Origin of the sequence: Sphingobium limneticum (assembly GCF_008710155.1) — a bacterium.
Taxonomy (GTDB): Bacteria; Pseudomonadota; Alphaproteobacteria; order Sphingomonadales; family Sphingomonadaceae; genus Sphingobium; species Sphingobium limneticum.
On record NZ_VYPZ01000010.1, the window covers coordinates 93,571 to 117,371 of the forward strand.

The window sequence follows — 23,801 nt, forward strand, 5'->3', positions numbered from 1 at the left end:
CGCACTGCACATAGGAGGTGCCTTTCAGGCATCCTCTCCTAAAACTTTCAGGGCTGGTCTTGCGACCGGCCCTTTTTTTTGGTCGCGCGGTCTGATCGCTTGCCCCTTTTTCCCTGCCACTGTGTTTCCTACATCGTTACGGAACGACAAAGACGGGGATGCTGCGTGGCTGATCAGGAACAGGAAGGACGCCGGATTCAGGTCGCCAATGCGCGGCCGGAGGATGCGGGCCGCGGTTTGGCGCGCTTGCCGCTGACCGTCATGGCGCAATTGCAGCTGGCCGAAGGCGATGTGGTCGAGATCGTCGGCAAGCGCGCGACGCCCGCACGGGTGGTGCGCCCATATAAGGAGGATGAAGGGCTGGACGTGCTTCGCCTCGACGGGTTGCAGCGCGCCAATGCCGGGGTGGGGTCGGGCGACTTCGTCCAGATCATGAAGGCGGAACCGCGTGCCGCGCAGCGGGTCGTGTTCGCACCTGCACAAAATAATCTACGACTACAGGGCAACCCCGATGCGTTGAAGCGGGTCTTCTACCAACGGCCGCTGACGTCCGGCGATGTCGTCGCGACGGCCGGGCAGCAGCAGGTGCCCCCCAACGACATGCCGCCGCAACTGCGCCAGATGCTGGCGGCGCCGGCCTATGCCTTGCAGGAAATCCGGCTGGTCGTCGTGTCCACCGTGCCCAAGGGCATCGTCCATATCGACGCGGACACCGAAGTGGAGCTGCGCGCCGAATATGAGGAGCCGCGCGAATCGCGCCGCGCCGATGTGACCTATGATGATGTCGGCGGCATGGCCGATGCGATCGACCAGCTGCGCGAGATGGTGGAGTTGCCGCTGCGCTATCCCGAACTCTTCACGCGGCTGGGCGTCGATCCGCCCAAGGGCGTGTTGCTGCATGGCCCGCCGGGCACGGGCAAGACGCGCCTCGCTCGCGCGGTCGCCAATGAATCGGACGCGGAATTTTTCCTGATCAACGGTCCCGAAATCATGGGATCGGCCTATGGCGAGTCGGAAAAGCAGCTGCGCGAGATATTCGAGGCGGCGGCGAAAGCGGCACCCTCGATCCTGTTCATCGACGAGATCGATTCGATTGCGCCCAAGCGAGGCCAAGTGACTGGCGAGACGGAAAAGCGGCTCGTCGCGCAACTGCTGACGCTGATGGATGGGCTGGAGCCGCGCACCAATCTGGTCGTCATCGCTGCCACCAACCGGCCCGAAGCGATCGACGAAGCGCTGCGGCGGCCCGGCCGCTTCGACCGCGAGATCATCGTCGGCGTCCCCGACGAGCGCGGCCGGCGTGAGATATTGGGCATCCATACGCGCGGAATGCCGCTGGGCGACCGGGTCGACCTCGCCGAACTGGCGCGCATGACCTATGGCTTTGTTGGTGCGGACCTTGCCGCGCTGACCCGTGAGGCCGCGATCGAGACGGTACGCCGCTTCATGCCGCGCCTCAATCTGGAAGACGGCACGATCCCGCCCGACGTGCTGGAGGAGCTGTCTGTCACGCGGGAGGATTTCCTTTCAGCGATCAAGCGCGTCCAGCCGTCCGCTATGCGCGAAGTGATGGTGCAGGCGCCCAATATCGGCTGGTCCGATATCGGGGGGCTGGACGACGCGCAGATGCGGTTGAAGGAAGGGGTCGAGCTGCCGCTGAAAGACCCCGATGCTTTCCGCCGCATCGGCATTCGCCCGGCCAAGGGCTTCCTGCTCTACGGCCCGCCCGGCACCGGCAAGACCTTGCTGGCCAAGGCGGTGGCGCGCGAAGCGCAGGCCAATTTCATCGCGACCAAATCGAGCGATCTCCTGTCCAAATGGTATGGGGAAAGCGAGCAGCAGATCGCGCGCCTCTTCGCCCGCGCGCGGCAGGTGGCGCCCACGGTCATCTTCATCGACGAACTGGACAGTCTGGTCCCCGCGCGCGGCGGGGGGCTTGGCGAGCCGGCGGTGACGGAGCGGGTGGTGAACACGATCCTCGCCGAAATGGACGGGCTGGAGGAGTTGCAGTCGGTGGTCGTCATCGGCGCCACCAACCGCCCGACGTTGATCGATCCGGCGCTGCTGCGACCTGGGCGGTTCGATGAGCTGATCTATGTGCCGGTGCCCGACGAAGCGGGCCGCCGTCGCATATTGGGCATCCATACGGCCAAGATGCCGCTGGCCGACGATGTCGATCTGGATCGGCTGGCGCGGGAGACGGAGCGCTTCACCGGCGCCGATCTGGAAGACCTCGTCCGCCGCGCCGGCCTGTTCGCGCTGCGCCAGTCGCTTTCGGTCGACAAGGTGACGCAGGCCCATTTCGAAAGCGGGCTGGAGGACACACGCGCGTCCGTCACGCCCGAAATGGAGCGCGAATATGAGCAGATCCAGGCACAATTGAAGCAGCGGGCGATGCAGGTCGATCCCATCGGCTTCATCGCGCCGGGCATGGTGCGATCGCGCGATCGCAGCGATTGACGCGGACCTACAGCGGGGGCGGCGGATTGAACCCATCCGCCGCCCCCGCGTTCATGACAGACATGTTGCAAAGCCGCTTGCCAGAAAGGTTCGGATTTGCAAGGCGTTCTGGATGACTCACACAGGCGGAAGTTGATGGCCTCCATTCCATTGAAGAAGACCAAGAAGGCCAAGGCCGGTAAAGGAAAGTCCGGATCTTTTTTAAGCCAGTGGGGCATGTTCTTTCGCCAGTTCATCAAGCATCCCGGCATGATCGGGTCGGTCATCCCGTCCTCTGCGACGCTGGTGGACCGGATGCTGGACCAGGTGGATTGGCGCAATACGCGCCTGTTCGTGGAATTTGGTCCGGGTGTCGGCACCTTCACCCGCCCCATTCTCGACCGGCTGCCGGCCGACGGGATGTTGCTGGCGATCGACCTCAACCTGGATTTCGTTGCCTATCTGGAGGCCGAAATCGACGATCCGCGCTTGCGCGTCGTGCATGGATCGGCCGCCGACGTGCGACGGTTCATCAAGGAAGCGGGCCATTATCAGGCCGACTATGTGCTGTCGGGCATCCCCTTTTCCACCCTGCCCGACGGTGTGGGTGCGGCGATCTGTGCCGAGACGCGGCGGGCGCTGCGGCCGGGCGGCGCTTTCCTCATCTATCAATATTCGCGCTATGTGCTGCGTTTCCTCAATCCCGTTTTCGGCGATATCAGCGACGCGCTGGAATGGCGGAACATCCCGCCCTGCCGCATGATCCGTGCGGTACGGGAGGAGGATATGGCGCAGGCCGCCTGACAGGGCCCTGATCGATATCGATAATGTTCCGATATTGATCACCGCTTCCCTTCTGCTCATTTGACTTCGCTTGCGCTTTGGCTAACGCGAAATCGGGGCATTTGGGGGGAATTCTATGGCGACTCGCGCCAAGGATGATGATGGATGGGCGGACATGTTTCTGTCCGCCGCGCTGGAGCCGGAAAAATGGGAGCCGGCCATTGCAGCGATGGCGCGGGCTACCGGGTCCGGCCATGGCCAGTTGATCGGCTTCGGGCCCGGCGCCTGGGGCTTCAACTGGATCAGCGATATCGACACCAGCATCGTGTCGCGCGGCGCGGCGATCGACCAGGCCAAGCCCGACCTCAATTTCCGCGTTGCCGCCGATCGCCTGCCCGACCGCCCGGTCGTGGTGCATGAAGCGCATTATGACATGGCCCGCCCGACGTTGCGATCGGACGATTATCTGGACCTGTGTTCGGACTTCGACATTTTCGATGGTTGCCAGACCCGGCTGGTCGGCAATGCGGACCAGATGGTCGGTCTGGCATTGCTGCGTAATGGCAAGGATGGGCGGACCACCCAGGACCAACGGAACCTGTTCAGCCAGATTTCCGGCCATGCCCGTTCGGCCGTCCTGTTGCAGCAGGCGATAGAGGCACAGGGCTTCGCGCTGCTGTCTGGCACGTTCGAATCCATGGACCGGGCCTGCTGGCTGCTCGACGCGACCGGTCAGGTGGGCGGCATGACGGCGCGTGCGGAGGCGCTCTTGTCCTCCAGCCGCATCCATATCAGCGACGGTTGGCTGGCCAGCAACCGCGCGGACGAAACGCGCGCCATATTGCGGGCCATGCGCAGCGTCATCGAACCGCCAGTCCGTACAGCCGATCCGGTCGCGCTGGCGGACGATGCCGGCGGCGTTGCGATCATGCTGGAATTTCATCCGCTGCCTGCGCGCCCCTGGGCGCTGCCCTTCGCACCGCGCGCGATCGTCGTCGCGCGGGTGGGGCAGCCGACCGAGCGGCATGTGCAATTGCTGACCCGCACCTTCCGCCTGACCCCGGCGGAGGCGGATATTTCCATCCGCCTGGCGGCGGGCCAGTCGCGGCAGGACATTGCGGCGGCGCGCGGCGTGTCGGTCGAGACGCTCAAGGTGCAACTGCGCAGCATCTACGACAAGACCGGCTGCAATCGCGAATCGCAGCTGGTGCGGATCGTCGGCCTGATCAGCCATTAATTTTTTGCGTTTCCTGCGGTCTTACCCCGGTTGGGGTATGTGGCCGCTATACCGAATCGCTACACGGAAGGGGGAGGCAGGCTGAGCCTGCCCGCCGACGGCCGGGTCATATGCGACCCATGATCCGGCCGTCGGCACTCTCATTCTTCATGGTTCCGGCGATGGTGGCCCTGCCTTTCGTTACGGCGCGCTTTCATGCTAAGGCGCGGCCAAATCCGGCCGAGAGTGTCCATGAACGACCTGACCCAGACCCCCGAAATGCTGATCGCGACGATGGGCGCGCGTGCCCGCCATGCCGCCGCCGTCATCGCGCAGGCGAGCGACGCGCAAAAGGCGGATGCGCTGCGCCGCGCCGCCCAAGCGCTGCGGGACCAGGCGCCAGCCATCATCGCCGCCAATGCGCGCGACATGGACAATGCGACTGCGAACGGCCTGTCGCCGGCCTTGCTCGATCGGCTGAAGCTCAACGAGGATCGTATCGCCGCCACCGCCGATGGCGTGGCGCAGGTCGCCGCGCTCGCCAATCCGCTGGGCAGCGTGATCGACACGTCGGTGCGCCCCAATGGCCTGGAGCTGAGCCGCGTGCGCGTGCCGCTGGGCGTGATCGGCATCATCTATGAAAGCCGGCCCAATGTGACGGCGGATGCGGCCGCACTGTGCCTGCGCGCGGGCAATGCCGTGATCCTGCGTGGCGGCAGCGAGGCGAAGGAAAGCAACCGCGCCATTCACGCCGCCATCGTCGAGGGGATCGCCGCCGCCGGCCTGCCGGCCGACGTGGTGCAACTGGTCCCCACCACCGACCGTGCGGCGGTTGGTGCTTTGCTCAAGGCGTCGGAATTTGTCGACCTGATCGTGCCGCGCGGCGGCAAGAGCCTGGTCGCGCGCGTGCAGGAAGAAGCGCGGGTACCTGTCCTTGCCCATCTGGACGGCATCAACCACAGCTATGTCGATGGGGCGGCCGATCCCGCCATGGCGCAGGCGCTGGTCGTCAATGCCAAGATGCGCCGCACCGGCGTGTGCGGATCTACCGAAACGGTGCTGATCGACCGGGCCTATGGCGAGGCGCCGGCGCTGATCGCGGCTTTGCTCGACGCGCAATGCGAAGTGCGCGGCGATGCTGCGGTGCAGGCGATGGATTCGCGTGTCGCGGCGGCAAGCGACGAGGATTGGGATACGGAATATCTCGACGCCATCGTCTCGATCCGGCTGGTCGATGGCGTGGACGATGCGATCGCCCATATCGCCGCCCATGCCAGCCATCATACCGATGCGATCATCACCGAAGACGCGGCGACGGCGGAGCGCTTCCTCAATGCCGTCGACAGCGCGATCGTGATGTGGAACGCCTCCACCCAGTTTGCCGATGGCGGCGAATTCGGGCTGGGCGCGGAAATCGGCATTTCGACCGGCCGCCTGCATGCGCGCGGGCCGGTGGCGCTGGAAGGGCTGACCACCTATAAATGGATCGTGCGCGGCCGGGGCCAGACGCGGCCCTGACATTGCTGTCCTATCTGGTCGGATCGTGCGATGATCCGGCCGGTCGTTCGCGAGCGTGACTTTCCGATAGGAACAGGACCGCGCAACGAAATTTCACGATCTGCGGGAAAAGTGCGAAGTTAAGCGTGGGGCGGTAGGGAAGTTCCGGCGGTCGATCGTTGGTTCATCGCAATCACGTTCCCCGGCGTAGGCCGGGGTCCAGTTGGCAGCCGTGGATCTGGACCCCGGCCTGCGCCGGGGAACGATATTTAGATCGACTGTTTCCGTTCTTACCCCTTCACCACCCCGTCGATCGCCACCAGCTTTTCCAGCATCGGGCCGACCCAGTCGAGCGGCAGCATGACCGGGCCGTCGGACGGGGCATTGTCGGGGTCTTCATGCGCTTCGGCAAAGATCGCCGCGACCCCGGCCGCCACCGCGCTGCGGGCGAGCAGCGGCGCGAATTCGCGCTGACCGCCCGATGCCGAACCCAGGCCGCCGGGCTGCTGCACCGAATGGGTGGCGTCGAACACCACCGGATAGCCTGTTTCTGCCATCGTCGGCAGCGCCCGCATGTCGCTGACCAATGTGTTGTAGCCGAAACTCGCGCCACGCTCGGTCAGCAATATGCGCTCGTTACCGGTGGAGGCGACCTTCTGCGCCACGGCTGCCATGTCCCAGGGGGCAAGGAACTGGCCCTTCTTGACGTTGATGACCGCGCCGGTCTGGCCCGCCGCGATCAGCAGGTCGGTCTGGCGGCACAGGAAGGCGGGGATCTGGAGGATATCGACGGCCTGCGCCGCCGCGACCACCTGCTCGGGGCCATGGATGTCGGTCAGGACCGGGCAGCCCAGCGCCGCCTTCACCTCCGCCAGGATCGCCAGCCCCGCGTCGATGCCGACCCCGCGCCGGCCCGATACCGACGTGCGGTTGGCCTTGTCGAAGCTGCTCTTGAAGATGAACGGCACGCCGGCCTTACCCGCCGCCTTCGCCAGCGCATCGGCCATGAACAGCGCATGGTCGCGGCTTTCGATCTGGCAGGGGCCGGAGATCAGAACGAAGGGCAGGTCGTTGCCGAAGCTGATCGGGCCGACGGTGACATGCTTGGGCTGGGTGATGCTGTTGCTCATAAGGGCGCTCATTTGGGCGCTTTGGCGAAGCGGCGCAACAGTTGACCGCGCCACAGCCCCTTGCCGGGATGATAGTTCCAGCAGAACCAGCCGAACGCCAGGCAGGCGAGCAGCGATGGCAGCGCCATCGGATCGCCATTGCCCTTCATATGGCGGTAAAAGATCATGTCGGCGCGCCACCGGTCGCGCTCGCTGCCGCCGCCATTGATGCCGTACATATTATCATGTTTCCGACAGCCGACATTGCGGTTGTATTTGCGGTGGTCGATGAAATAGCAGTAGTCGCGTTCGGGCATGTTCATGCCGCGATTAGGGCGATGCTGTTGGAAAAGTTCAAGCGTAAAGTCTTCTACCTCGGCGGTTTCGATCCTCGCGGCGTGCGTTTCTACCACCAGCTCTATCGCGAGCAGGCGGCGCGCCATGCCGCGTTGACCGGCGAACCGCTGGATGTGGGCGGTCGGCAGACGGGCGCGGCCGGGTCTGCTGTGTCGGCGCGCTGGACCGTGGACAACCCGCAGGCCGGGGTCGAAACCGACTATGAATATTGCCGCTGGGAGGATCTGGTGGGCAAGGTGTGGATTCGCAATCCGCTCAGCCTCGCCCTGCGCGGCGCGCGCGCCTATGCCGGGCATCTTCGCCGGATGGATTTCCTGCGCATGCGCCGGCTGCGCAAGGGGCCGGTCATCACCATCCTCTATCCGCCGGTGCTGGCGATATTGATCCCCCTGTTGCTGGCACTGGTGCCTGCGCTGCTCCTGTCGCTGCTGCTGCCATTCTGGGCCGGGGCGATCATCGGCATCGCGATCAGCGCCTTTCTGTCGGGTCGTATCCTCGCCAAGCTGGTCGTGCCCTGGCTGCTGCGCTTCATGACCTATCATGGCGCGCTGGCGGAACAGGGGCCGGGCGATGCGCTGGACGAGCGGCTCGACCAGTTTGCCGCGCGGATCGCGCAGGAGCTGGATGGCGATTGGGACGAGGTGCAGTTCGTGACCCACAGCGCCGGCACGATTTTGGGCATGCGCGTGATGCGCCGCCTGATCGCGTTGCGCGGCGGGCCGCTGCCGGACCATTTCGTGATGGTCGGCATGGGGCAGGTGGTCCCCGTCATCGCCCTGCGCCGCGACGCGGCCTGGTATCATGACGATCTGCGCGCGCTGGCCGACAAACGCTTCCGCTATGTCGACATCAGCTCCCCGCCGGACGGTGCCGCTTATTACAACGTCAATCCGTTTCAGCTTGTCGCGGATCAATATGCGGCGCGGGTCGACATGCTATCGCCGCGCTTCCACCTCTTTTATGAGCCGGAAAATTATCATGGCGGCTGGTCCAACAAATATGAGGCGCATTTCGATTATCTGCGCGTGGGCGACCGCCTGTCCCCGCTCGACTTCATCAGCCTGACCGCAGGCCGCAGCCCCGTGGACGACGCCGTCGCCGCCTTCAGGACGATCCCGTGACCGATCTTTTTACGCCGCCTTATCCCCAGCCGCCCAAGACGAAGCGCGGCCTGCTCAAGCGCTTCCTCAGCGGTTGGCACAGCTGGATCCATGTGCTCTTCGACAAAAGCTATACGATGAAGATGGGCGAGATCCGCCTGCCCAGCCGCACCATGTATATCGCCAACGAACTGAGCCTGGTCGACCTGATATTGAAGGGCGGCACCGCCTATCCCAAGCATAGCGAACTGGTCCGCAACCTCGACCCGCTGATCGGCAATTCGGTCTTTTCCGCCAATGGGGCGGATTGGGAAAGCCAGCGAGCGATGGTGAACCCGGCCTTCGCCCATACCGCGCTCGGGCGCTCCATGCCGCTGATGGTCGCGGCGGCGGACGATCTGCTGGCGCGACTGGATGCGGCGGACCGGAACAGGCCGGTCGATATCGACCCGATGATGACCCATGTGGCGGCCGACATCATCTTTCGCACCTTGTTCAGCCAGACGCTGGATGAGGAGCGGTCGAACATCATCCACACCGCCTTCGGCAAATTCCAGCGGCTGGCCCACAGCGCGTCGATGCTGCGCCTTTATGGTGTTCCGGCCGGCTGGTTCGAGAAGCGGTCGAAGACGCCGGCCCGCGCCATTCATGACGTATTCCGTCCCATCGTCGAGGCGCGTTACGAAGCTTTCCATGCGCGGGGAGAAGCGCAGCAGCGCGATATTCTCCAGTCGCTGATCGAGGTGAAGCATCCCGAAACCGGTGTGCATTTCACCTGCGATCAGGTGATGGAGCAGGTATCGACCATCTTCCTGGCGGGGCATGAGACGTCTGCCAGCACCATGACCTGGGCGCTCTACATGCTGGCCGAATGCGCCCATATTCAGGACCGCGTTCGTGCCGAAGTGGCGGGCCTGGCAGGGAGCGAGGCACTGACCGGTGCGATGCTCAAGGAGATGGGGCAGGTCCGCAATATCTTCAAGGAAACGCTGCGCCTCTATCCGCCGGTCTCCTTCCTGCCGCGCGAAGTCACCTGTCCGATGCCGATGCGCGACAAGCAGTTGGAGGCGGGCGCGATGCTGGTCGTCGCCCCGTGGCTGACGCAGCGGAACAAGGATAATTGGGCCTGCCCCCATAGTTTCGATCCCGACCGGTTCGACGATCCGGCCAATGCCGACATGGCGAAACAGGCCTGGTTCCCGTTCGGCCGGGGGCCGCGCGTGTGCGTCGGCGCGGGCTTTGCGCAGCAGGAGGTGATGACGGTTATCGCCTCGGTCATCCGCCGCTATCGGTTGACGGTGCCGGTGGGGTTCAAGCCCGAGCCGATCAGCCGCCTGACCATTCGCCCGAGGACGGGCATGCCTTTGATGTTCGAGCGGGTTTAGCGCGGGGCGTCATTGGGCGCAGGCAGGGTGACTTGCACTTGCGTTGGAACCGGCGCGGCCATGACCGCCATGCCGCTGATGAGGCCCAGCGCGCCCCAGACCCAGCGCTTCGCGCGCAAATCCATCACGCCGCGCGCCAGGCAATAGAGGCCGACCAAAACGATGATGATGGCGGTCATGCAGGTTCCTTTTCGTCTTCCGGCGCGACATCGACCATCACTGACAGGCTTTGTCCCGCGCCGCCGACGAACAGGCCGTCCATCGGTGCGACGTCGGCATAGTCGCGGCCCATGGCGACGAACAGATGATCGTCGCCGGTAATGACGCCATTGGTCGGATCGAAGCCGATCCAGCCTCGCGTCGGCCCGCACCACAGCATCGCCCAGGCATGCATGGCGTCCGCGCCGACGAGGCGCGGCATGCCCGGCGGCGGCAGGGTGCGCAGATAGCCGCTGACATAGGCGGCGGGCAGGCCGGCAAGGCGCAGCGCCACCACCATGACATGGGCGAAATCCTGACACACGCCATGACGCGCGGCAAAGGCATCGGCGACCGGGGTGGCGGCCGTGGTGGCGCCGGGCTGATAGGCGAACTCCGCCTTGATGCGCAGCGCCAGATCGAGCGCCGCTGCAACGATCGGCCGGTCCGGCGCCAGCGTGTCGCCCACCCACGCGCCGATCGCCGCCAGCAACGGCGCGCGGGGTGAGGCGAAGAGATAATGGGCGGGGGCGGACGGCCCCATGTCGCGATCGCGCAGCGCCGCCTGCGCGACCGTGGCGACGGTCGGGTCGCCGGCATCGGGCACGATCGGCGCGCCATGCTGAACGCCCGCGCGAAAGCTGCTTTCGATCGTCAATTGGCGGATGGGGCTTTCTATCACCAGCCGGGCGACATGGACGGGCCAGGCGGCGGGGCGCGATTCGATGATGGAAGGGGCAGGATCGACGCGCAGCGCATAGTCGGACGTCCACTGCCCCATCCATGGCGCGGGCCGCAGCCGCAGGTTGAAGCGGGCGAGCCGCATCGGGCTAGCATAGCGCAATATGGTGCGGTGGCGGACATGGTAGATCATGACAATATGTCCGCATCCTGCGTCTTGTGCAGTTGCAGGAAGTAGCGCTGGCCGATCGCTTCGGACAGGCGCAGCAGGCGGTTTTCCACATCGGCGATGTCGGCCATCGTCAACGTGTCGCCGGTCAGCGGGGCAAGCCGGGCGGCCAGTGCATCGGCCAGCCGCCGGGGTTCTTCCGGCATACCGTCGGCGCGCAGGGTGGGGAGCGCGGCGACATGATCGGCCAGCCGCAATGCCTGCCAGGCGATGGCTCGCGGATTATGCGGCTCCAGCGCGACCAGATCGCGCACCGGCGGCAGGGCCGGGCCGGTCAGATAACGGGTGCGATAGCTGATCTGGCTGTCCATCAGGTCGAGCAACAGCATCAGGTCGTCGGCCGAGGCATTATCCCCGCCGAACAGAGCGATGAGGCGACAGCCATTGACCGCCCGCTCCATGCGGCGGCCCATATCGTGAAAGCGCCAACCCTCCGTCCGCCCCATATTTTCCGCAGCGAGTCCCGACAGCGCCGACATCCGTTCGATCATGCGGGAGGAGGCGTCGAGCAGGGTTTCGGTGACGGCGGCGTCGAAGCCGGGCAGAGGCAGGCGAACGAGGCGCCAGACGTCGCTGGACAATCGATCGCGCAGACCTTCGCCGATATTGGCCACCGTCGCCATCAGCGCACGCACGCTGCCCGACTGGCGCGCATCTCCCAGCGCCGTGGCGCAAAGCGGGCCGACCGCGCCACCCCGGCCGGGCACGGCGCCCCATAGCGCCAGCTGATCGACCAGCCGCGCCATGGTGGGGGACGCGAGCGAAGGGCCAAGATCGGCCTCGATCGAGCCGCCGACGATGGCGCGGATCAGGCGCAAGGTCATTTCCGTCCGCTCGATATAGCGGCCCAGCCAATAGAGATTGTCCGCCGCCTTGGCCGGCAGCATGCCACCGATCCGGCGAATGGCGGGCGCACCGCCCAGCAGGCTGTCGGGTGGGACCGGGCTGCTGTCGACCACGCACAGGTCGGCGGACATATCGCCCTGTCCCATCAGCGCGGCGCGAATGTCGCCATGGCCCGCCAGCCGGGCGAAGCCGCCAGGCATCACCCGCCAGCGGCCGGTGGCATCGCGCGCCACGAAGATGCGCAGGGTGAAGGGCAGGGGGGTCAGTTGCCCGTCGATGACTGCGGGCGTGGTGGAGAGTTTCACCACTTCCTGCCCGACATAATCCATCGGTCGGCGGGCCATGGCGTCGAACAGGGCGGCGCGCTGATCCCGGTCGAGGGTGGCGCCGGGCGTGAAAGGGGCGTCAGCCAGGAAAGCGGAGCCGACCACCAGATCGTCGATCCGTGCCCGCACATGGTCGCACTCGCGCGGCTGGCCGCACCACCAGGTCGCGATGTTGGGCAGGATCAGGTCGGTCCCCAGCATCGCCTGCGCCAGTTGCGGCAGGAAGGCGGCGAAGGCGCGCGATTCGATCACGCCCGCCCCCGGCCAATTGCTGACCATCAGGCCGCCACGCGCGCAGGCATCGTACAGGTCGGGCACGCCGATGCGCGATTGGCCGTCGAACGCCAGCGGATCGAGGAAGCGGCTGTCCATCCAGCGCCACAGGCCATCGATGCGCTTCAACCCCTGAATGGTGCGCACGAACAGGCGGCCATCCGACACGATCAGGTCGTCGCCCTCCACCAGCAACAGGCCGAGATAGCGGGCAAGATGCGCCTGCTCGGCATAGCTCTGGTTGAAGCGGCCCGGCGTCAGCAGGCCGATACGCGGATCGGTGCGCTCGCAATCGGCGGCCAGGCCCCGGCGCAATTCGTCAAAGAAGGGCGCAAGCCGACGGGTATTCATCGTGCCCAGCAAGTCGCCGGTCGCGCGCGACAGAGCGAGCCGGTTTTCCAGTGCATAGCCCACGCCCACGGGCGTGCGCACCCGGTCGGCCAGCACGCGCCATTCGCCGGTCGGACCCCGGCCGATATCGGCGGCGTAGAAATGGAGATGATGGCCGCGCGGTGGCGGCGTGCCGGTCATCACCCGCCAATAATGGGGGCTGCCCGTGACGATGCTGGCGGGCAGTTTGCCGTCGCGCACCAGCGATTGGGTGGAGTAGATGTCGCTCACGACCCGCTCCAGCAGGTCGGCGCGCTGAATCAGCCCGCGTTCGATATGCGCCCATTCCGCCGCATCGACCAGCAGCGGCACCGGGCCGAGCGGCCAGGACCGCTCTTCCTCGTCCCCGGTATGGCGGAAGGCCATGCCAAGGTCGATCGCCTGCCGTGCGACATGGTCGGCCAAAATGGCGGGATCGGCCTGCGCCTGGGTGGACAGCTGGTCCAGCATGGTGCGCCAGCGCATGGCCATGGTTGGCGATGCGCCCGCAAACAGGTCGCCCACCGGGGCCTGCGCCAGATAGGCGTCCGCCCAGTTTAGTTGAACATCGATGCCCACAGGATCGCCCTTGTCCTTGCCACGCCGCTATGCGGCGCGGACCCCTTCCCTCGCGCGACGGCAGAGGGGAGGGGTCCGCATGCACCGATAAGGGTGAGGGGGAAAGGGTGAAATCATCCTACAGCCCGTGATGCTGGAAACGCAGGTCGAGCGTCATCGGGAATTCGGCGGCCGGCTCGGCTGCGGGCATGTCGACCTGACCCGGCGTATGGCCATAATCCTGGAAGCGCGCCTTGCGGCGGGCTTCGGCCTCATAGCCGTTGACCGGCAACGTGTCGTAGTTGCGCCCGCCGGGATGCGCGACATGATAGACGCAGCCGCCCAGCGACCGGCCGCTCCAACTGTCCAGCACGTCGAAGGTGAGCGGCGCATTGGTCGGCAGATTGGGATGCAGGCAGTTGGCCGGCGCCCATGCCTTGTAGCGCACGCCGCCCACGCCCTCGCCCGGCACCGACGTCGCGGTCATCGGCACCTGCCGACCGTTGCAGGCGATGATGTGCCGCCCGGCGACGAGGCCGGTGGCGCGGACCTGCAACCGTTCGGTCGATGAGTCGACATAGCGTACCGTGCCGCCGATCGCCCCGGTTTCGCCCAGCACGTTCCAGGGTTCGAGCGCATGGGTGATCTCCAGCCCCACGCCGCCCGCATCGACCGCGCCATGGATCGGGAAACGGAACTGGCGTTGCGCTTCGAACCAGTTGGGGTCGAAATCATAGCCAGCGCCCCGAAGATCGCCCAGCACCTCCAGGAAATCCGCCCAGACGAAATGGGGCAGCATGAAACGATCATGCAGCGTCGTGCCCCAGCGCACCAGACTGCCCTGTTGCGGCTGACGCCAGAACCAGGCCGCCAGCGCCCGGATCAGCAATTGCTGGGCCAGGCTCATCCGCGCTTCGGGCGGCATTTCGAAACCGCGAAATTCCAGTAGGCCCAGGCGCCCGGTCGGCCCGTCTGGCGAGAACATCTTGTCGATGCAGATTTCGGTGCGGTGGGTGTTGCCGGTCACGTCGACCAGCAGATTGCGGAACAGGCGATCGACCAGCCATGGGGGCGGCGCATCGCCGTTCCCCGCAAAGGGATTGGGCACTTGCGCCAGTGCGATTTCCAGCTCGTACAAGCCGTCATGCCGAGCCTCGTCGATGCGCGGGGCCTGACTCGTCGGGCCGATACAAAGCCCTGAGAAGAGGTAGGAGAGCGACGGGTGCCGCTGCCAGTAGAGGACGAAGCTTTTCAGCAGATCCGGCCGGCGGATGAACGGGGAATCGTTCAGCGTCGCCCCGCCCAGCACGATATGATTGCCACCGCCGGTGCCGACCGATCGGCCGTCGACCATGAATTTATCGGCAGTCAGCTGGCATTCGCGGGCGAGCGCATAGAGGCGTTCGGTGATGGCCACCGTCTCGTCCCAGCTGGCGGCGGGCTGGACATTCACTTCGATCACGCCGGGATCGGGTGTGGCCTTCAGCACGTCGATGCGCGGGTCCGGCGGTGGGGCATAGCCCTCGATACGCACGGGGATGCGCAGCGCTTCGGCGGCGGCTTCCACCTCTGCGATCAGTTCCAGATAATCTTCCAGCGCCTGCACCGGCGGCAGGAAGACGGACAGATAATGGCCGCGCGGTTCGACGGTGACGGCGGTCCGGACCGCGCCCTCGATAAAGACCTGCTCGACGCGATCCTGCGCGGCGACGCCGCCATCCGGCCCGGCGACGCGCTGCGATTGCTGGGCGCGGACTTCCTCGACGCTGGCTTGGCTGACCACCTGTGCCCGGAAATCGGCAAGCGGCTCGCGCGGTTCGCTGGTGTCGCGGGGGTGGATATAGGGGAAGTCGGACGGCGGCACATAGGGCAGCGACCCGAGCGGCAGGCGATAACCGAGCGCCGAATCGCCGGGCACCGCGAACAGCTTGCCGCGCCGCAACTGCCAGATTTCGCTCTGCCAGCGAGGCGTCGTGGCCTGTGTCTGCCAGCGCTGCACCGGCAGGACATAGCCGACCGGCTGGTCGAGGCCGCGCTCGAACGTCTTGACCATGCGCGCGCGCGCTTCGGGATCGCTGATCTTGGGATCTTCGGGGCTGGCATTGAGCGGCAGGTCGGCTTCCTTCACCGCCCATACCGCGGGATCTTCATAGACGGGATGGGTATAGTCCGCCGAAAAACCCATATTGCCGGCCATATGCGCCAGAAAAGCCTGCGCATCCGCCGCCGTCACCATCGCCGCGCCTTCGGGGGCATCGTCCGGCGCGATCAGGCTTTCGTCGCGCCACAGCGGCACGCCATCCTTGCGCCAATAGACTGCGTAGGCCCAGCGCGGCAGGCTTTCGCCCGGATACCATTTGCCCTGCCCATGGTGCAGCAGGCCGCCCGGCGCGAATTCCGCCCGCAGCTTGCGGATCAGCCGGTCGGCATAGGCGGCCTTGGTCGGGCCGACCGCGTCACCATTCCATTCGCCTGCATCGCCGCCATCTTCAGCCACGAAAGTCGGTTCGCCGCCGGTGGTCAGGCGCACGTCCTGCGCGGCAAGATCTGCGTCCACCTGCGCGCCCAGCGCCATCACGGCGTCCCAGCGTGTGTCGGTGAAGGGCTTGGTGATCCGCACCGCTTCGGCGATGCGGCTGACACTCATTTCGAAGTTGAAATCGACTTCGGCCGGCTCGGCCATGCCGCTGATGGGGGCTGCGGAGCGATAATGGGGCGTGGCGCAGAGCGGAATATGCCCTTCACCCGCGAACATGCCGCTGGTCGCGTCCAGCGCCACCCATCCGGCGCCGGGTACATAGGCTTCCGCCCAGGCGTGAAGATCGACCACGTCCTGCGTGACGCCCTTCGGCCCCTCGATCGGTTCGACATCGGCGACCAGCTGAATCGAGTAGCCCGACACGAAACGCGTGGCAAAACCGAGGCGGCGCAGCAATTGCACAAGCAGCCAGGCCGAATCGCGACAGGAGCCGGTGCCGACGTCCAGCGTCTCTTCCGGCGTCTGGACGCCGGCCTCCATGCGGATGACATAGCCGACCTGTTGTTGCAGGCGGCGATTGACCTCGACCAGAAAATCGACCGTCCGGCTTTGATAGCCATCATATTGGGCGACGATCGCCTCGAACTTCGGTCCCTGCGGCTCGATATCGAAATAGGCGGCCAGATCGGTCTTCAGCTGATCGTCATAGGCGAAGGGATAAGTCTCCGCATAAGGCTCCACGAAGAAGTCGAACGGATTGATGATGTCGAGGTCGGCAAGCAGATCGACCTCGATCGAGAAATGATCGACCGGATCGGGGAAGACGATCCGCGCCAGCCAGTTGCCGTGCGGATCCTGCTGCCAGTTGAGGAAGTGGTTCGCCGGTTCGATCTTCAGCGCATAGTTGGGCACCTTCGTCCGACTATGTGGCGCGGGGCGCAATCGAACCACCTGCGGTCCCAGCCGGATCGGGCGGTTGTAACGATAGGCGGTGAGGTGGTGCAGGGCGGCCTTGAGCATGGCGCGATCAAACGCCAGCCCTTGTTGCAATGCAACAGTCAATCGTTCCGAGGGGGGAGTTATCTGCCGGGCCACAGGCCCGGCGGGGTGATGGTGCGGTCAAGAAGACTCGAACTTCCACGGCCTTTCGGCCACAACGACCTCAACGTTGCGCGTCTACCAATTCCGCCATGACCGCACATCAAATAGGAAACCGGCGGGGCCGGTGACTTGGTAGGAGGCGGCCCTTAGCAAAGGCTTTTGGGTCATGCAACAAGTGATCTGCATCTGCGTTGTGATTGATTGGAGAAGGTGAGGCCGGCCCGGCGCAGCGGCGTCGCCGGCATGGGAGAAGACACATGCTCTCGGCACATTTCTGGATGGGCACCGGCGTGACGCTGGGCGCGGCGGCGGTCATGGGCCTTGGCCTCGGCAGCTTTGTCACCAGCCCGCAGGCGCCCGCGCGGTCCGCGAGCGCGACGATCGACACGGCGGTCGATGATCAGATCATGGAAGAAGCGCGCTTCACAGCCGATAAGGGGCCTGGCGCCATCCACTGCACCGGCTGCGGACCGACGCTCGCCGATCGGCGCTGGAAGGCGGATATGGCAGGGTTGGATGCGGAGGCGCCGATCGACACCAGCTATGACCCCCTGCCGGCAGAGGGTGCGACGGATGTCGTCGTCGACCCGCCAGTACGGATCCATCCGTTGCCACCGCAGGTCGCACGATTCGCGTCTGGCGATGGCTCGCCGCAGCCTGCGGCGATGACGCGAGAAAGGCAGGACGCCGCTGCGCCGCCGCAGATAATATTACCTACGGCGGCGGAGAGCATCCTGCCCCAATGATGATGCGGCTTTGATTATTCGGCCGCGACCGTTTCTGCCGGCGCGTCGCTCAGTGGATGAGCGAGGCGGCTGAGCATTTCCTTAGGGCAGACCTGCCAGATGTACCGGCGCCAGCGATCCCAATCGTCCAGGATGGTGTTGGACCATTTGCTGTCCGTCGCCACCGCATGTTCGGCGATCAGTGCCTTGACCTGCGTTTCCCAATAGGCGCTGTCCAGCCGCTGCCAGACGATGCCTTCCGGGTTGGCCTGCGTCGGGAAGCTGCCATCCTCGTCCAGGATGAAGGCCATGCCGCCGGTCATGCCCGCGCCGAAATTGGCGCCGGTCTTGCCCAGGATGACCGCCGTGCCGCCGGTCATATATTCACAGCCGTTCGCGCCGCAGCCTTCGACCACGACCTGCGCGCCCGAGTTGCGGACGGCGAAGCGCTCGCCGGCCTGACCTGCCGCGAACAGCTTGCCGCTGGTCGCGCCGTAGAGGACGGTGTTGCCGAGGATGGTGTTATCCTTGGACGAAAGCGGGCTGGAGACGGTCGTGCGCACCTTGATGATGCCGCCCGAAAGCCCCTTGCCGACATAGTCGTTGGCGTCGCCGAACACTTCGAGGGTGATGCCCTTGCAGAGGAAAGCGCCCAGCGACTGGCCGGCAGAGCCGCGCAGGCGCACGGTCAGATGGCCGTCGGCCAAGGTCGACATGCCGAACCGGTCGGTCACGGCGGAGGAGAGGCGGGTGCCGACGGCGCGATGCGTGTTGCGCACCGTATAGGTCAGCTGCATCTTCTCGCCGCGCTCGAACACCGCCTTGGCATCGCGCATCATCTGCGCGTCCAGGCTGTCGGGCACTTCGTTGCGCCACGCGGTCAGGCTGAAGCGGCGCTGATCGTCCGGGGCATCCACCTTGGCCAGGATCGGGTTCAGGTCGAGATCGTCCAGATGCTCGGCGCCGCGATTGACCTGCTTGAGCAGCTCGGTCCGCCCGATCACCTCATCCAGGCTGCGGAAGCCAAGGCGAGCCAGCACTTCGCGCACTTCCTCGGCGATGAAGGTCATCAGGTTGATGACCTTCTCCGGCGTGCCGGTGAACTTCTGGCGTAGCTTTTCATCCTGAACGCACACGCCGACGGGGCAGGTGTTGCTGTGGCACTGACGCACCATGATGCAGCCCATGGCGACCAGCGACAATGTGCCGATGCCATATTCCTCGGCGCCCAGGATCGCGGCGATCACGATGTCTCGTCCGGTCTTGAGGCCGCCGTCGGTGCGCAGCTTCACGCGATGGCGCAGACCGTTGAGGGTCAGCACCTGATTGGCTTCCGACAGGCCCATTTCCCAGGGCGTGCCGGCATATTTGATCGACGTCTGGGGCGATGCGCCCGTGCCGCCGACATGGCCGGCGATCAGGATGACGTCCGCGTGGGCTTTTGCCACGCCCGCCGCCACCGTGCCGATACCGGCCTGGCTGACCAGCTTCACGCATACGCGGGCGCGCGGGTTGATCATCTTGCAGTCGTAGATGAGCTGCGCCAGATCCTCGATCGAATAGATGTCGTGATGCGGCGGGGGTGAGATGAGCGTCACGCCCGGCGTCGAATGGCGCAGCTTGGCGATGAACTCGGTCACCTTGAAACCGGGTAGCTGGCCGCCTTCGCCAGGCTTGGCGCCCTGCGCGACCTTGATCTCGATTTCCTCGGCCGATGCCAGATATTCGGCATGGACGCCGAAGCGGCCCGACGCGATCTGCTTGATCACCGAATTGGCGTTGTCGCCATTTTCATAGGGCTTGAAGCGGTTCGCATCCTCGCCGCCTTCGCCCGACACGGCCTTGGCGCCGATGCGGTTCATCGCGATCGCCAGCGTCTCATGCGCTTCGGGGCTGAGCGCGCCCAGCGACATGCCCGGCGTCACGAAGCGCTTGCGGATTTCGGTGGTCGCTTCGACCTCATCGATGGGGACGGCTTCGCGGGCGAAGTTGAACTCCATCAGGTCACGCAGATAGACTGGCGGCAAATCGCGCACGCCGCGCGAAAATTGCAGATAGGTCGAATAGCTGTCGGTCGCCACGGCGGTCTGCAACAGGTGCATCAGCTGCGCGGAATAGGCATGGCTCTCACCACCCTGACGCTGGCGATAGAAGCCGCCGATCGGCAGGCGCACGGCCGCCGCGTCGAAGGCCTGTTCGTGGCGCAGCATCGCGCTGTAATGGAGCGATGCATAGCCTTCGCCCGAAATCTTCGCCGGCATGCCGGGGAAGAGATCGTTGACCAGCGCGCGCGACAGGCCGACCGCTTCGAAATTATAGCCCCCGCGATAGGAGCTGATGACCGCGATGCCCATTTTGGACATGATCTTCAGCAGGCCTTCGTTGATCGCCGTGCGATAACGCTCGATGCAGGCGTCCAGCGACAGGTCGCCGAACAGGCCACGGCCATGACGGTCCGCGATGCTGGCTTCGGCCAGATAGGCGTTCACCGTCGTCGCGCCGACGCCGATCAGCACCGCGAAATAATGGGTATCTAGCGCTTCGGATGAGCGCACGTTGATCGACGCGTAGCTGCGCAGCCCCTTGCGGACCAGATGCGTATGCACCGCTGCGGCTGCCAGCACGCCGGCAATCGCGGCGCGATCGGCGCTGACGCCCTCGTCGGTCAGGAAGATTTCGGTGCGCCCTTCACGCACGGCCTGCTCGGCTTCCTCACGGATGCGGGCAATGGCGGCGCGCAGTTGCTCCTGCCCGCCAGAGGCCGGGAAGGTGCAGTCGATTTCAGCCACTGCCGGACCGAAATAGGCCCTGAGCCGCGCCCATTCGCCGCTCGTCACCACCGGCGATTCCAGCACCAGAACATGGCTGTTCTGCGCGCCTTCCTCCAGAATGTTGTGGAGGTTGGAGAAGCGCGTCTTGAGGCTCATGACGTGCCTTTCGCGCAACGGATCGATCGGCGGGTTGGTGACCTGGCTGAAATTCTGACGGAAGAAATGGCTGATCGTGCGCGGCTTGTCGGAAATGACGGCGAGCGGCGTGTCGTCGCCCATCGACCCGATCGCTTCCTTCGCATCCTCGACCATGGGGGACAGGATCAGCTCCATATCCTCCAGCGTCAGGTTGGCGGCCACCTGACGGCGGGTCAGTTCCGCCTTGTCCCAGGTCGGCAGCGCGCTGGGCGCATCGGCCAGATCGTCGACGGTCAGGAAATCCTTGATCAGGTCGCCATAGGGGCGTTCGCCGGCGATCTGATCCTTGATCGCGCGGTCGTCATAGATTTCGCCTTCCTGAAGATCGACGGCGATCATCTGGCCGGGACCCATGCGGCCCTTTTTGACGATGGTGGTTTCCGGCACGACGACCATGCCGGTTTCGGACCCGACAATCAGCAGATTGTCGCCGGTCAGCGTGTAGCGCAGCGGGCGCAGCGCGTTGCGGTCCACGCCGGCCACGACCCAGCGGCCATCGGTCATCGCCAGAGCGGCGGGGCCGTCCCACGGCTCCATCACGGAAGCGAGATATTCGTACATGTCCGCATGCGGCTTGGGCAGATCGGCGCTGTCGGCCTGCCATGCTTCGGGCACCAGCATCAGCTTGGCGGTCGGCGCGTCGCGGCCCGAGCGGCAGATCGCTTCGAACACGGCGTCGAGCGCGGCGGTATCCGACGCGCCGGCCGGGATCACTGGCTTGATATCCTCCGACTGCTCGCCAAAAGCGAGGGAGGCCATCTTGATCTCGTGGCTCTTCATCCAATTCTTGTTGCCGCGGATCGTGTTGATCTCGCCATTGTGGGCGAGCGTGCGGAACGGCTGGGCCAGCCACCATTGCGGGAAGGTGTTGGTCGAATAGCGCTGGTGGAAGATGGCCACGCGGCTTTCGAACCGTTCATCCTGCAAGTCGGGGAAGAAGACCGACAGCGATTCCGCCAGGAACAGTCCCTTGTAGATGATCGAGCGGCAGGACAGCGAGCAGATGTAGAAATCCTGGATCTGCGCGGCGATGACCTTCTTCTCGATCCGGCGACGGATGAGGTAGAGATCCTTTTCGAACTCGGCCTGATCGCGTTCTTCCGGCATCGGGCCGGCGATCATGATCTGCTCGATTTCGGGACGGGTCGCCTGCGCCTTCTGGCCGATGACAGACACGTCGACCGGCACCTGGCGCCAGCCATAGATGGTGTAGCCCGCCTCGATGATTTCGCTTTCGACGATGGTGCGGCAGGCTTCCTGCGCGCCAAGATCGGTGCGCGGCAGGAAGATCATGCCGACGGCAAGGCGATTGGGCAGCGGCTTGTGGCCCGAATCGGCGATCGCGTCATCGAAGAAGCGCACGGGCAGGTCGACATGGATGCCGGCGCCATCGCCGGTCTTGCCATCGGCGTCCACGGCACCACGGTGCCACACGGCCTTGAGCGCGTCGATCGCGCTGGCAACCACGCGGCGGCTCGGCCGGCCATCGGTGGCGGCGACCAGGCCCACGCCACAGGCGTCGCCTTCCAGATCGGGGTGATACATGCCCTGGGCAGCGATGCGTGCGCGCTCTTCCGGGCTGGCCATGAAATTGGTGTCGGTCATGATCGGGCCTTCCTTCCGATGATGATGAGATGAGGCAGGGGTGAGGCGGGGCGGCAGTTTACGCCGCGACCCGCTCGCCCGCCGCTGCCTTGGCCTTCGTCTTCAAATAGCGGTGCATATGGTCGGTCACATCGCGGCCGTCGCGGATCGCCCAGACGACCAGAGACGCGCCGCGCACGATGTCGCCGGCCGCAAACACGCCATCCACGCTGGTCATCATCGTCTTGTGATCGACGCGCAGCGTGCCCCAGCGGGTGACGGACAGATCGTCCGCGCCGAACAGCTTGGGCAGTTCCTCCGGATCATAGCCCAGCGCCTTGATGACGAGGTCCGCTTCCAGCGTATGCTCGCTGCCCGGATCGGCTTCCGGTGCGCGGCGACCCGAAGCGTCGGGCTGACCCAGACGCATCTTGGTGACCTTGACGCCGGTGACATGCTCCGTGCCTTCAAAGGCGATCGGCGCGGTCAGCCAGACGAATTCGACGCCTTCTTCCTCGGCATTGGCGACTTCACGCTGCGATCCGGGCATATTGTCGCGGTCGCGGCGATAGAGGCACTTCACCGACTTGGCGCCCTGGCGAATGGCGGTGCGGACGCAGTCCATCGCCGTGTCGCCGCCGCCGATGACGACGACATTCTTGCCCGTCGCCAACAGCGTGCCATCCTCATGCTCCGGCACGGCATCGCCGAACCCGGCCTTGTTGGAGGCGGTGAGATAATCGAGCGCCTTGACCACGCCCGCCGCACCCACGCCCGGCGCCTTGATGTCGCGGGGCTTGTAGACGCCCGTCGCGATCAGGATCGCGTCATGCTTTTGGCGCAACTGTTCCAGCGTGGCGTCGCGGCCGATCTCGAAGCTGTCGTGGAACACGATGCCGCCGTCCTTGAGGCGCTGGATGCGGCGCATGACGACGTCCTTCTCCAGCTTGAAGCCGGGGATGCCATAGGTCAGCAGACCGCCGGCGCGGTCGTGCCGGTCGTAGACATGCACATCATAGCCGGCCACGCGCAGATATTCGGCGGTGGTCAGGCCGGCAGGCCCCGCGCCGATCACGCCGATGGACTGGCCGCGCGGCTGACCGGGGACGAGCGCTTCGACCCAGCCTTCCTTCCAGGCGGTGTCGGTGATGTATTTTTCGACGCTGCCGATGGTCACGGCGCCATGGCCGGAAAATTCGATGACGCAATTGCCTTCGCACAGGCGATCCTGCGGGCAGATGCGACCACAGATTTCCGGCATGGTACTGGTCAGGTTCGACAGCTCATAGGCTTCGCGCAGACGCCCCTCTGCGGTCAGGCGCAGCCAGTCCGGGATATGATTGTGCAGCGGGCAATGGGTCGAGCAATAAGGCACGCCGCATTGCGAACAGCGCGAGGCCTGCTCCTCGGCCTTGTCCAGAATGAACGACTTGCTGATTTCCAGAAAATCGTCGGCCCGATCATCGGCCGCGCGTTTTTCCGGGTAGGATTGCACCTTGCCCACGAATTTCAGCATCGGATTGTCGGCCATACCCTAGTCCCTACTATGTTGCTGAAGTGCGCATAGCAGGAAAACC

At 65.3% G+C, this 23,801-nt stretch carries 15 protein-coding genes and 1 tRNA gene; 7 read left to right on the plus strand and 9 right to left on the minus strand.

Annotation, left to right across the window (positions count from 1 at the left end; all coding sequences use genetic code 11):
• Positions 1–165 precede the first annotated feature (165 nt).
• From F4U94_RS13880 to F4U94_RS13895, 4 genes are all read left to right on the plus strand, one after another.
• A complete protein-coding gene (locus F4U94_RS13880) occupies positions 166–2,460 on the plus strand; it encodes a CDC48 family AAA ATPase (protein ID WP_120251047.1) in 2,295 nt (764 codons plus the stop codon).
• A gap of 135 nt (positions 2,461–2,595) precedes the next feature.
• Positions 2,596–3,243, plus strand: coding sequence for a class I SAM-dependent methyltransferase (locus tag F4U94_RS13885; protein ID WP_120251046.1), 648 nt, complete (start codon positions 2,596–2,598; stop codon positions 3,241–3,243).
• A 115-nt stretch (positions 3,244–3,358) separates the two neighbouring features.
• A complete protein-coding gene (locus tag F4U94_RS13890; RefSeq protein WP_120251045.1) occupies positions 3,359–4,459 on the plus strand; it encodes a helix-turn-helix transcriptional regulator in 1,101 nt (366 codons plus the stop codon).
• 231 nt (positions 4,460–4,690) lie between these two features.
• Positions 4,691–5,956, plus strand: a complete 1,266-nt coding sequence (locus tag F4U94_RS13895; protein WP_120251044.1) for a glutamate-5-semialdehyde dehydrogenase — start codon at positions 4,691–4,693, stop codon at positions 5,954–5,956.
• Positions 5,957–6,225: 269 nt separating this feature from the next.
• Here the strand turns inward: F4U94_RS13895 and kdsA are convergent, their stop codons facing one another.
• Positions 6,226–7,065, minus strand: a complete 840-nt coding sequence (kdsA, locus tag F4U94_RS13900) for a 3-deoxy-8-phosphooctulonate synthase (RefSeq protein WP_172598787.1) — start codon at positions 7,063–7,065, stop codon at positions 6,226–6,228.
• Between the two features lie 8 nt (positions 7,066–7,073).
• The gene (locus tag F4U94_RS13905; protein ID WP_232016141.1) at positions 7,074–7,487 is read right to left on the minus strand and encodes a hypothetical protein; all 414 of its coding nucleotides are present in this window, start codon (positions 7,485–7,487) and stop codon (positions 7,074–7,076) included.
• On the opposite strand from F4U94_RS13905, the gene F4U94_RS13910 reads away from it, so the two are divergent.
• Together F4U94_RS13910 and F4U94_RS13915 are read left to right on the plus strand one after the other, a co-directional pair.
• On the plus strand, positions 7,389–8,522 hold the full coding sequence (locus F4U94_RS13910; RefSeq protein WP_120252202.1) for a hypothetical protein: 1,134 nt from the start codon (positions 7,389–7,391) through the stop codon (positions 8,520–8,522). The two genes, F4U94_RS13905 and F4U94_RS13910, sit on opposite strands and share 99 nt — an antisense overlap.
• The gene (locus F4U94_RS13915) at positions 8,519–9,886 is read left to right on the plus strand and encodes a cytochrome P450 (RefSeq protein WP_120251042.1); all 1,368 of its coding nucleotides are present in this window, start codon (positions 8,519–8,521) and stop codon (positions 9,884–9,886) included. Before F4U94_RS13910 ends, F4U94_RS13915 begins: the two co-directional genes overlap by 4 nt.
• Here F4U94_RS13915 and F4U94_RS13920 read toward each other — a convergent pair.
• From F4U94_RS13920 to F4U94_RS13940, 5 genes are all read right to left on the minus strand, one after another.
• Positions 9,883–10,065, minus strand: a complete 183-nt coding sequence (locus F4U94_RS13920) for a hypothetical protein (protein ID WP_120251041.1) — start codon at positions 10,063–10,065, stop codon at positions 9,883–9,885. The genes F4U94_RS13915 and F4U94_RS13920 overlap by 4 nt on opposite strands.
• Entirely contained in the window at positions 10,062–10,958 is an 897-nt protein-coding gene (locus F4U94_RS13925; protein ID WP_120251040.1) for a transglutaminase family protein, read from the minus strand. Before F4U94_RS13925 ends, F4U94_RS13920 begins: the two co-directional genes overlap by 4 nt.
• Positions 10,955–13,300 carry a circularly permuted type 2 ATP-grasp protein gene (locus F4U94_RS13930; protein ID WP_427772241.1) on the minus strand — a complete coding sequence of 782 codons (2,346 nt, stop codon included), beginning with the start codon at positions 13,298–13,300 and terminating at the stop codon, positions 10,955–10,957. Before F4U94_RS13930 ends, F4U94_RS13925 begins: the two co-directional genes overlap by 4 nt.
• A 205-nt stretch (positions 13,301–13,505) precedes the next feature.
• Complete coding sequence (locus F4U94_RS13935; protein WP_150411935.1) at positions 13,506–16,865, minus strand: transglutaminase family protein; 3,360 nt, start codon at positions 16,863–16,865, stop codon at positions 13,506–13,508.
• A 91-nt stretch (positions 16,866–16,956) separates the two neighbouring features.
• A tRNA-Leu gene (locus F4U94_RS13940) sits at positions 16,957–17,043 on the minus strand.
• 160 nt (positions 17,044–17,203) lie between these two features.
• Here F4U94_RS13940 and F4U94_RS13945 point away from each other — a divergent pair.
• Positions 17,204–17,692: a hypothetical protein gene (locus tag F4U94_RS13945; RefSeq protein WP_145986235.1), complete on the plus strand. Its 489-nt coding sequence runs from the start codon at positions 17,204–17,206 to the stop codon at positions 17,690–17,692.
• Between the two features lie 14 nt (positions 17,693–17,706).
• On the opposite strand, the gene gltB is transcribed toward F4U94_RS13945, so the two are convergent.
• Both gltB and F4U94_RS13955 read right to left on the minus strand, forming a co-directional pair.
• Complete coding sequence (gene gltB, locus F4U94_RS13950; RefSeq protein WP_120251037.1) at positions 17,707–22,245, minus strand: glutamate synthase large subunit; 4,539 nt, start codon at positions 22,243–22,245, stop codon at positions 17,707–17,709.
• 58 nt (positions 22,246–22,303) lie between these two features.
• Entirely contained in the window at positions 22,304–23,755 is a 1,452-nt protein-coding gene (locus F4U94_RS13955; RefSeq protein ID WP_120251036.1) for an NAD(P)-dependent oxidoreductase, read from the minus strand.
• Positions 23,756–23,801: the final 46 nt, after the last annotated feature.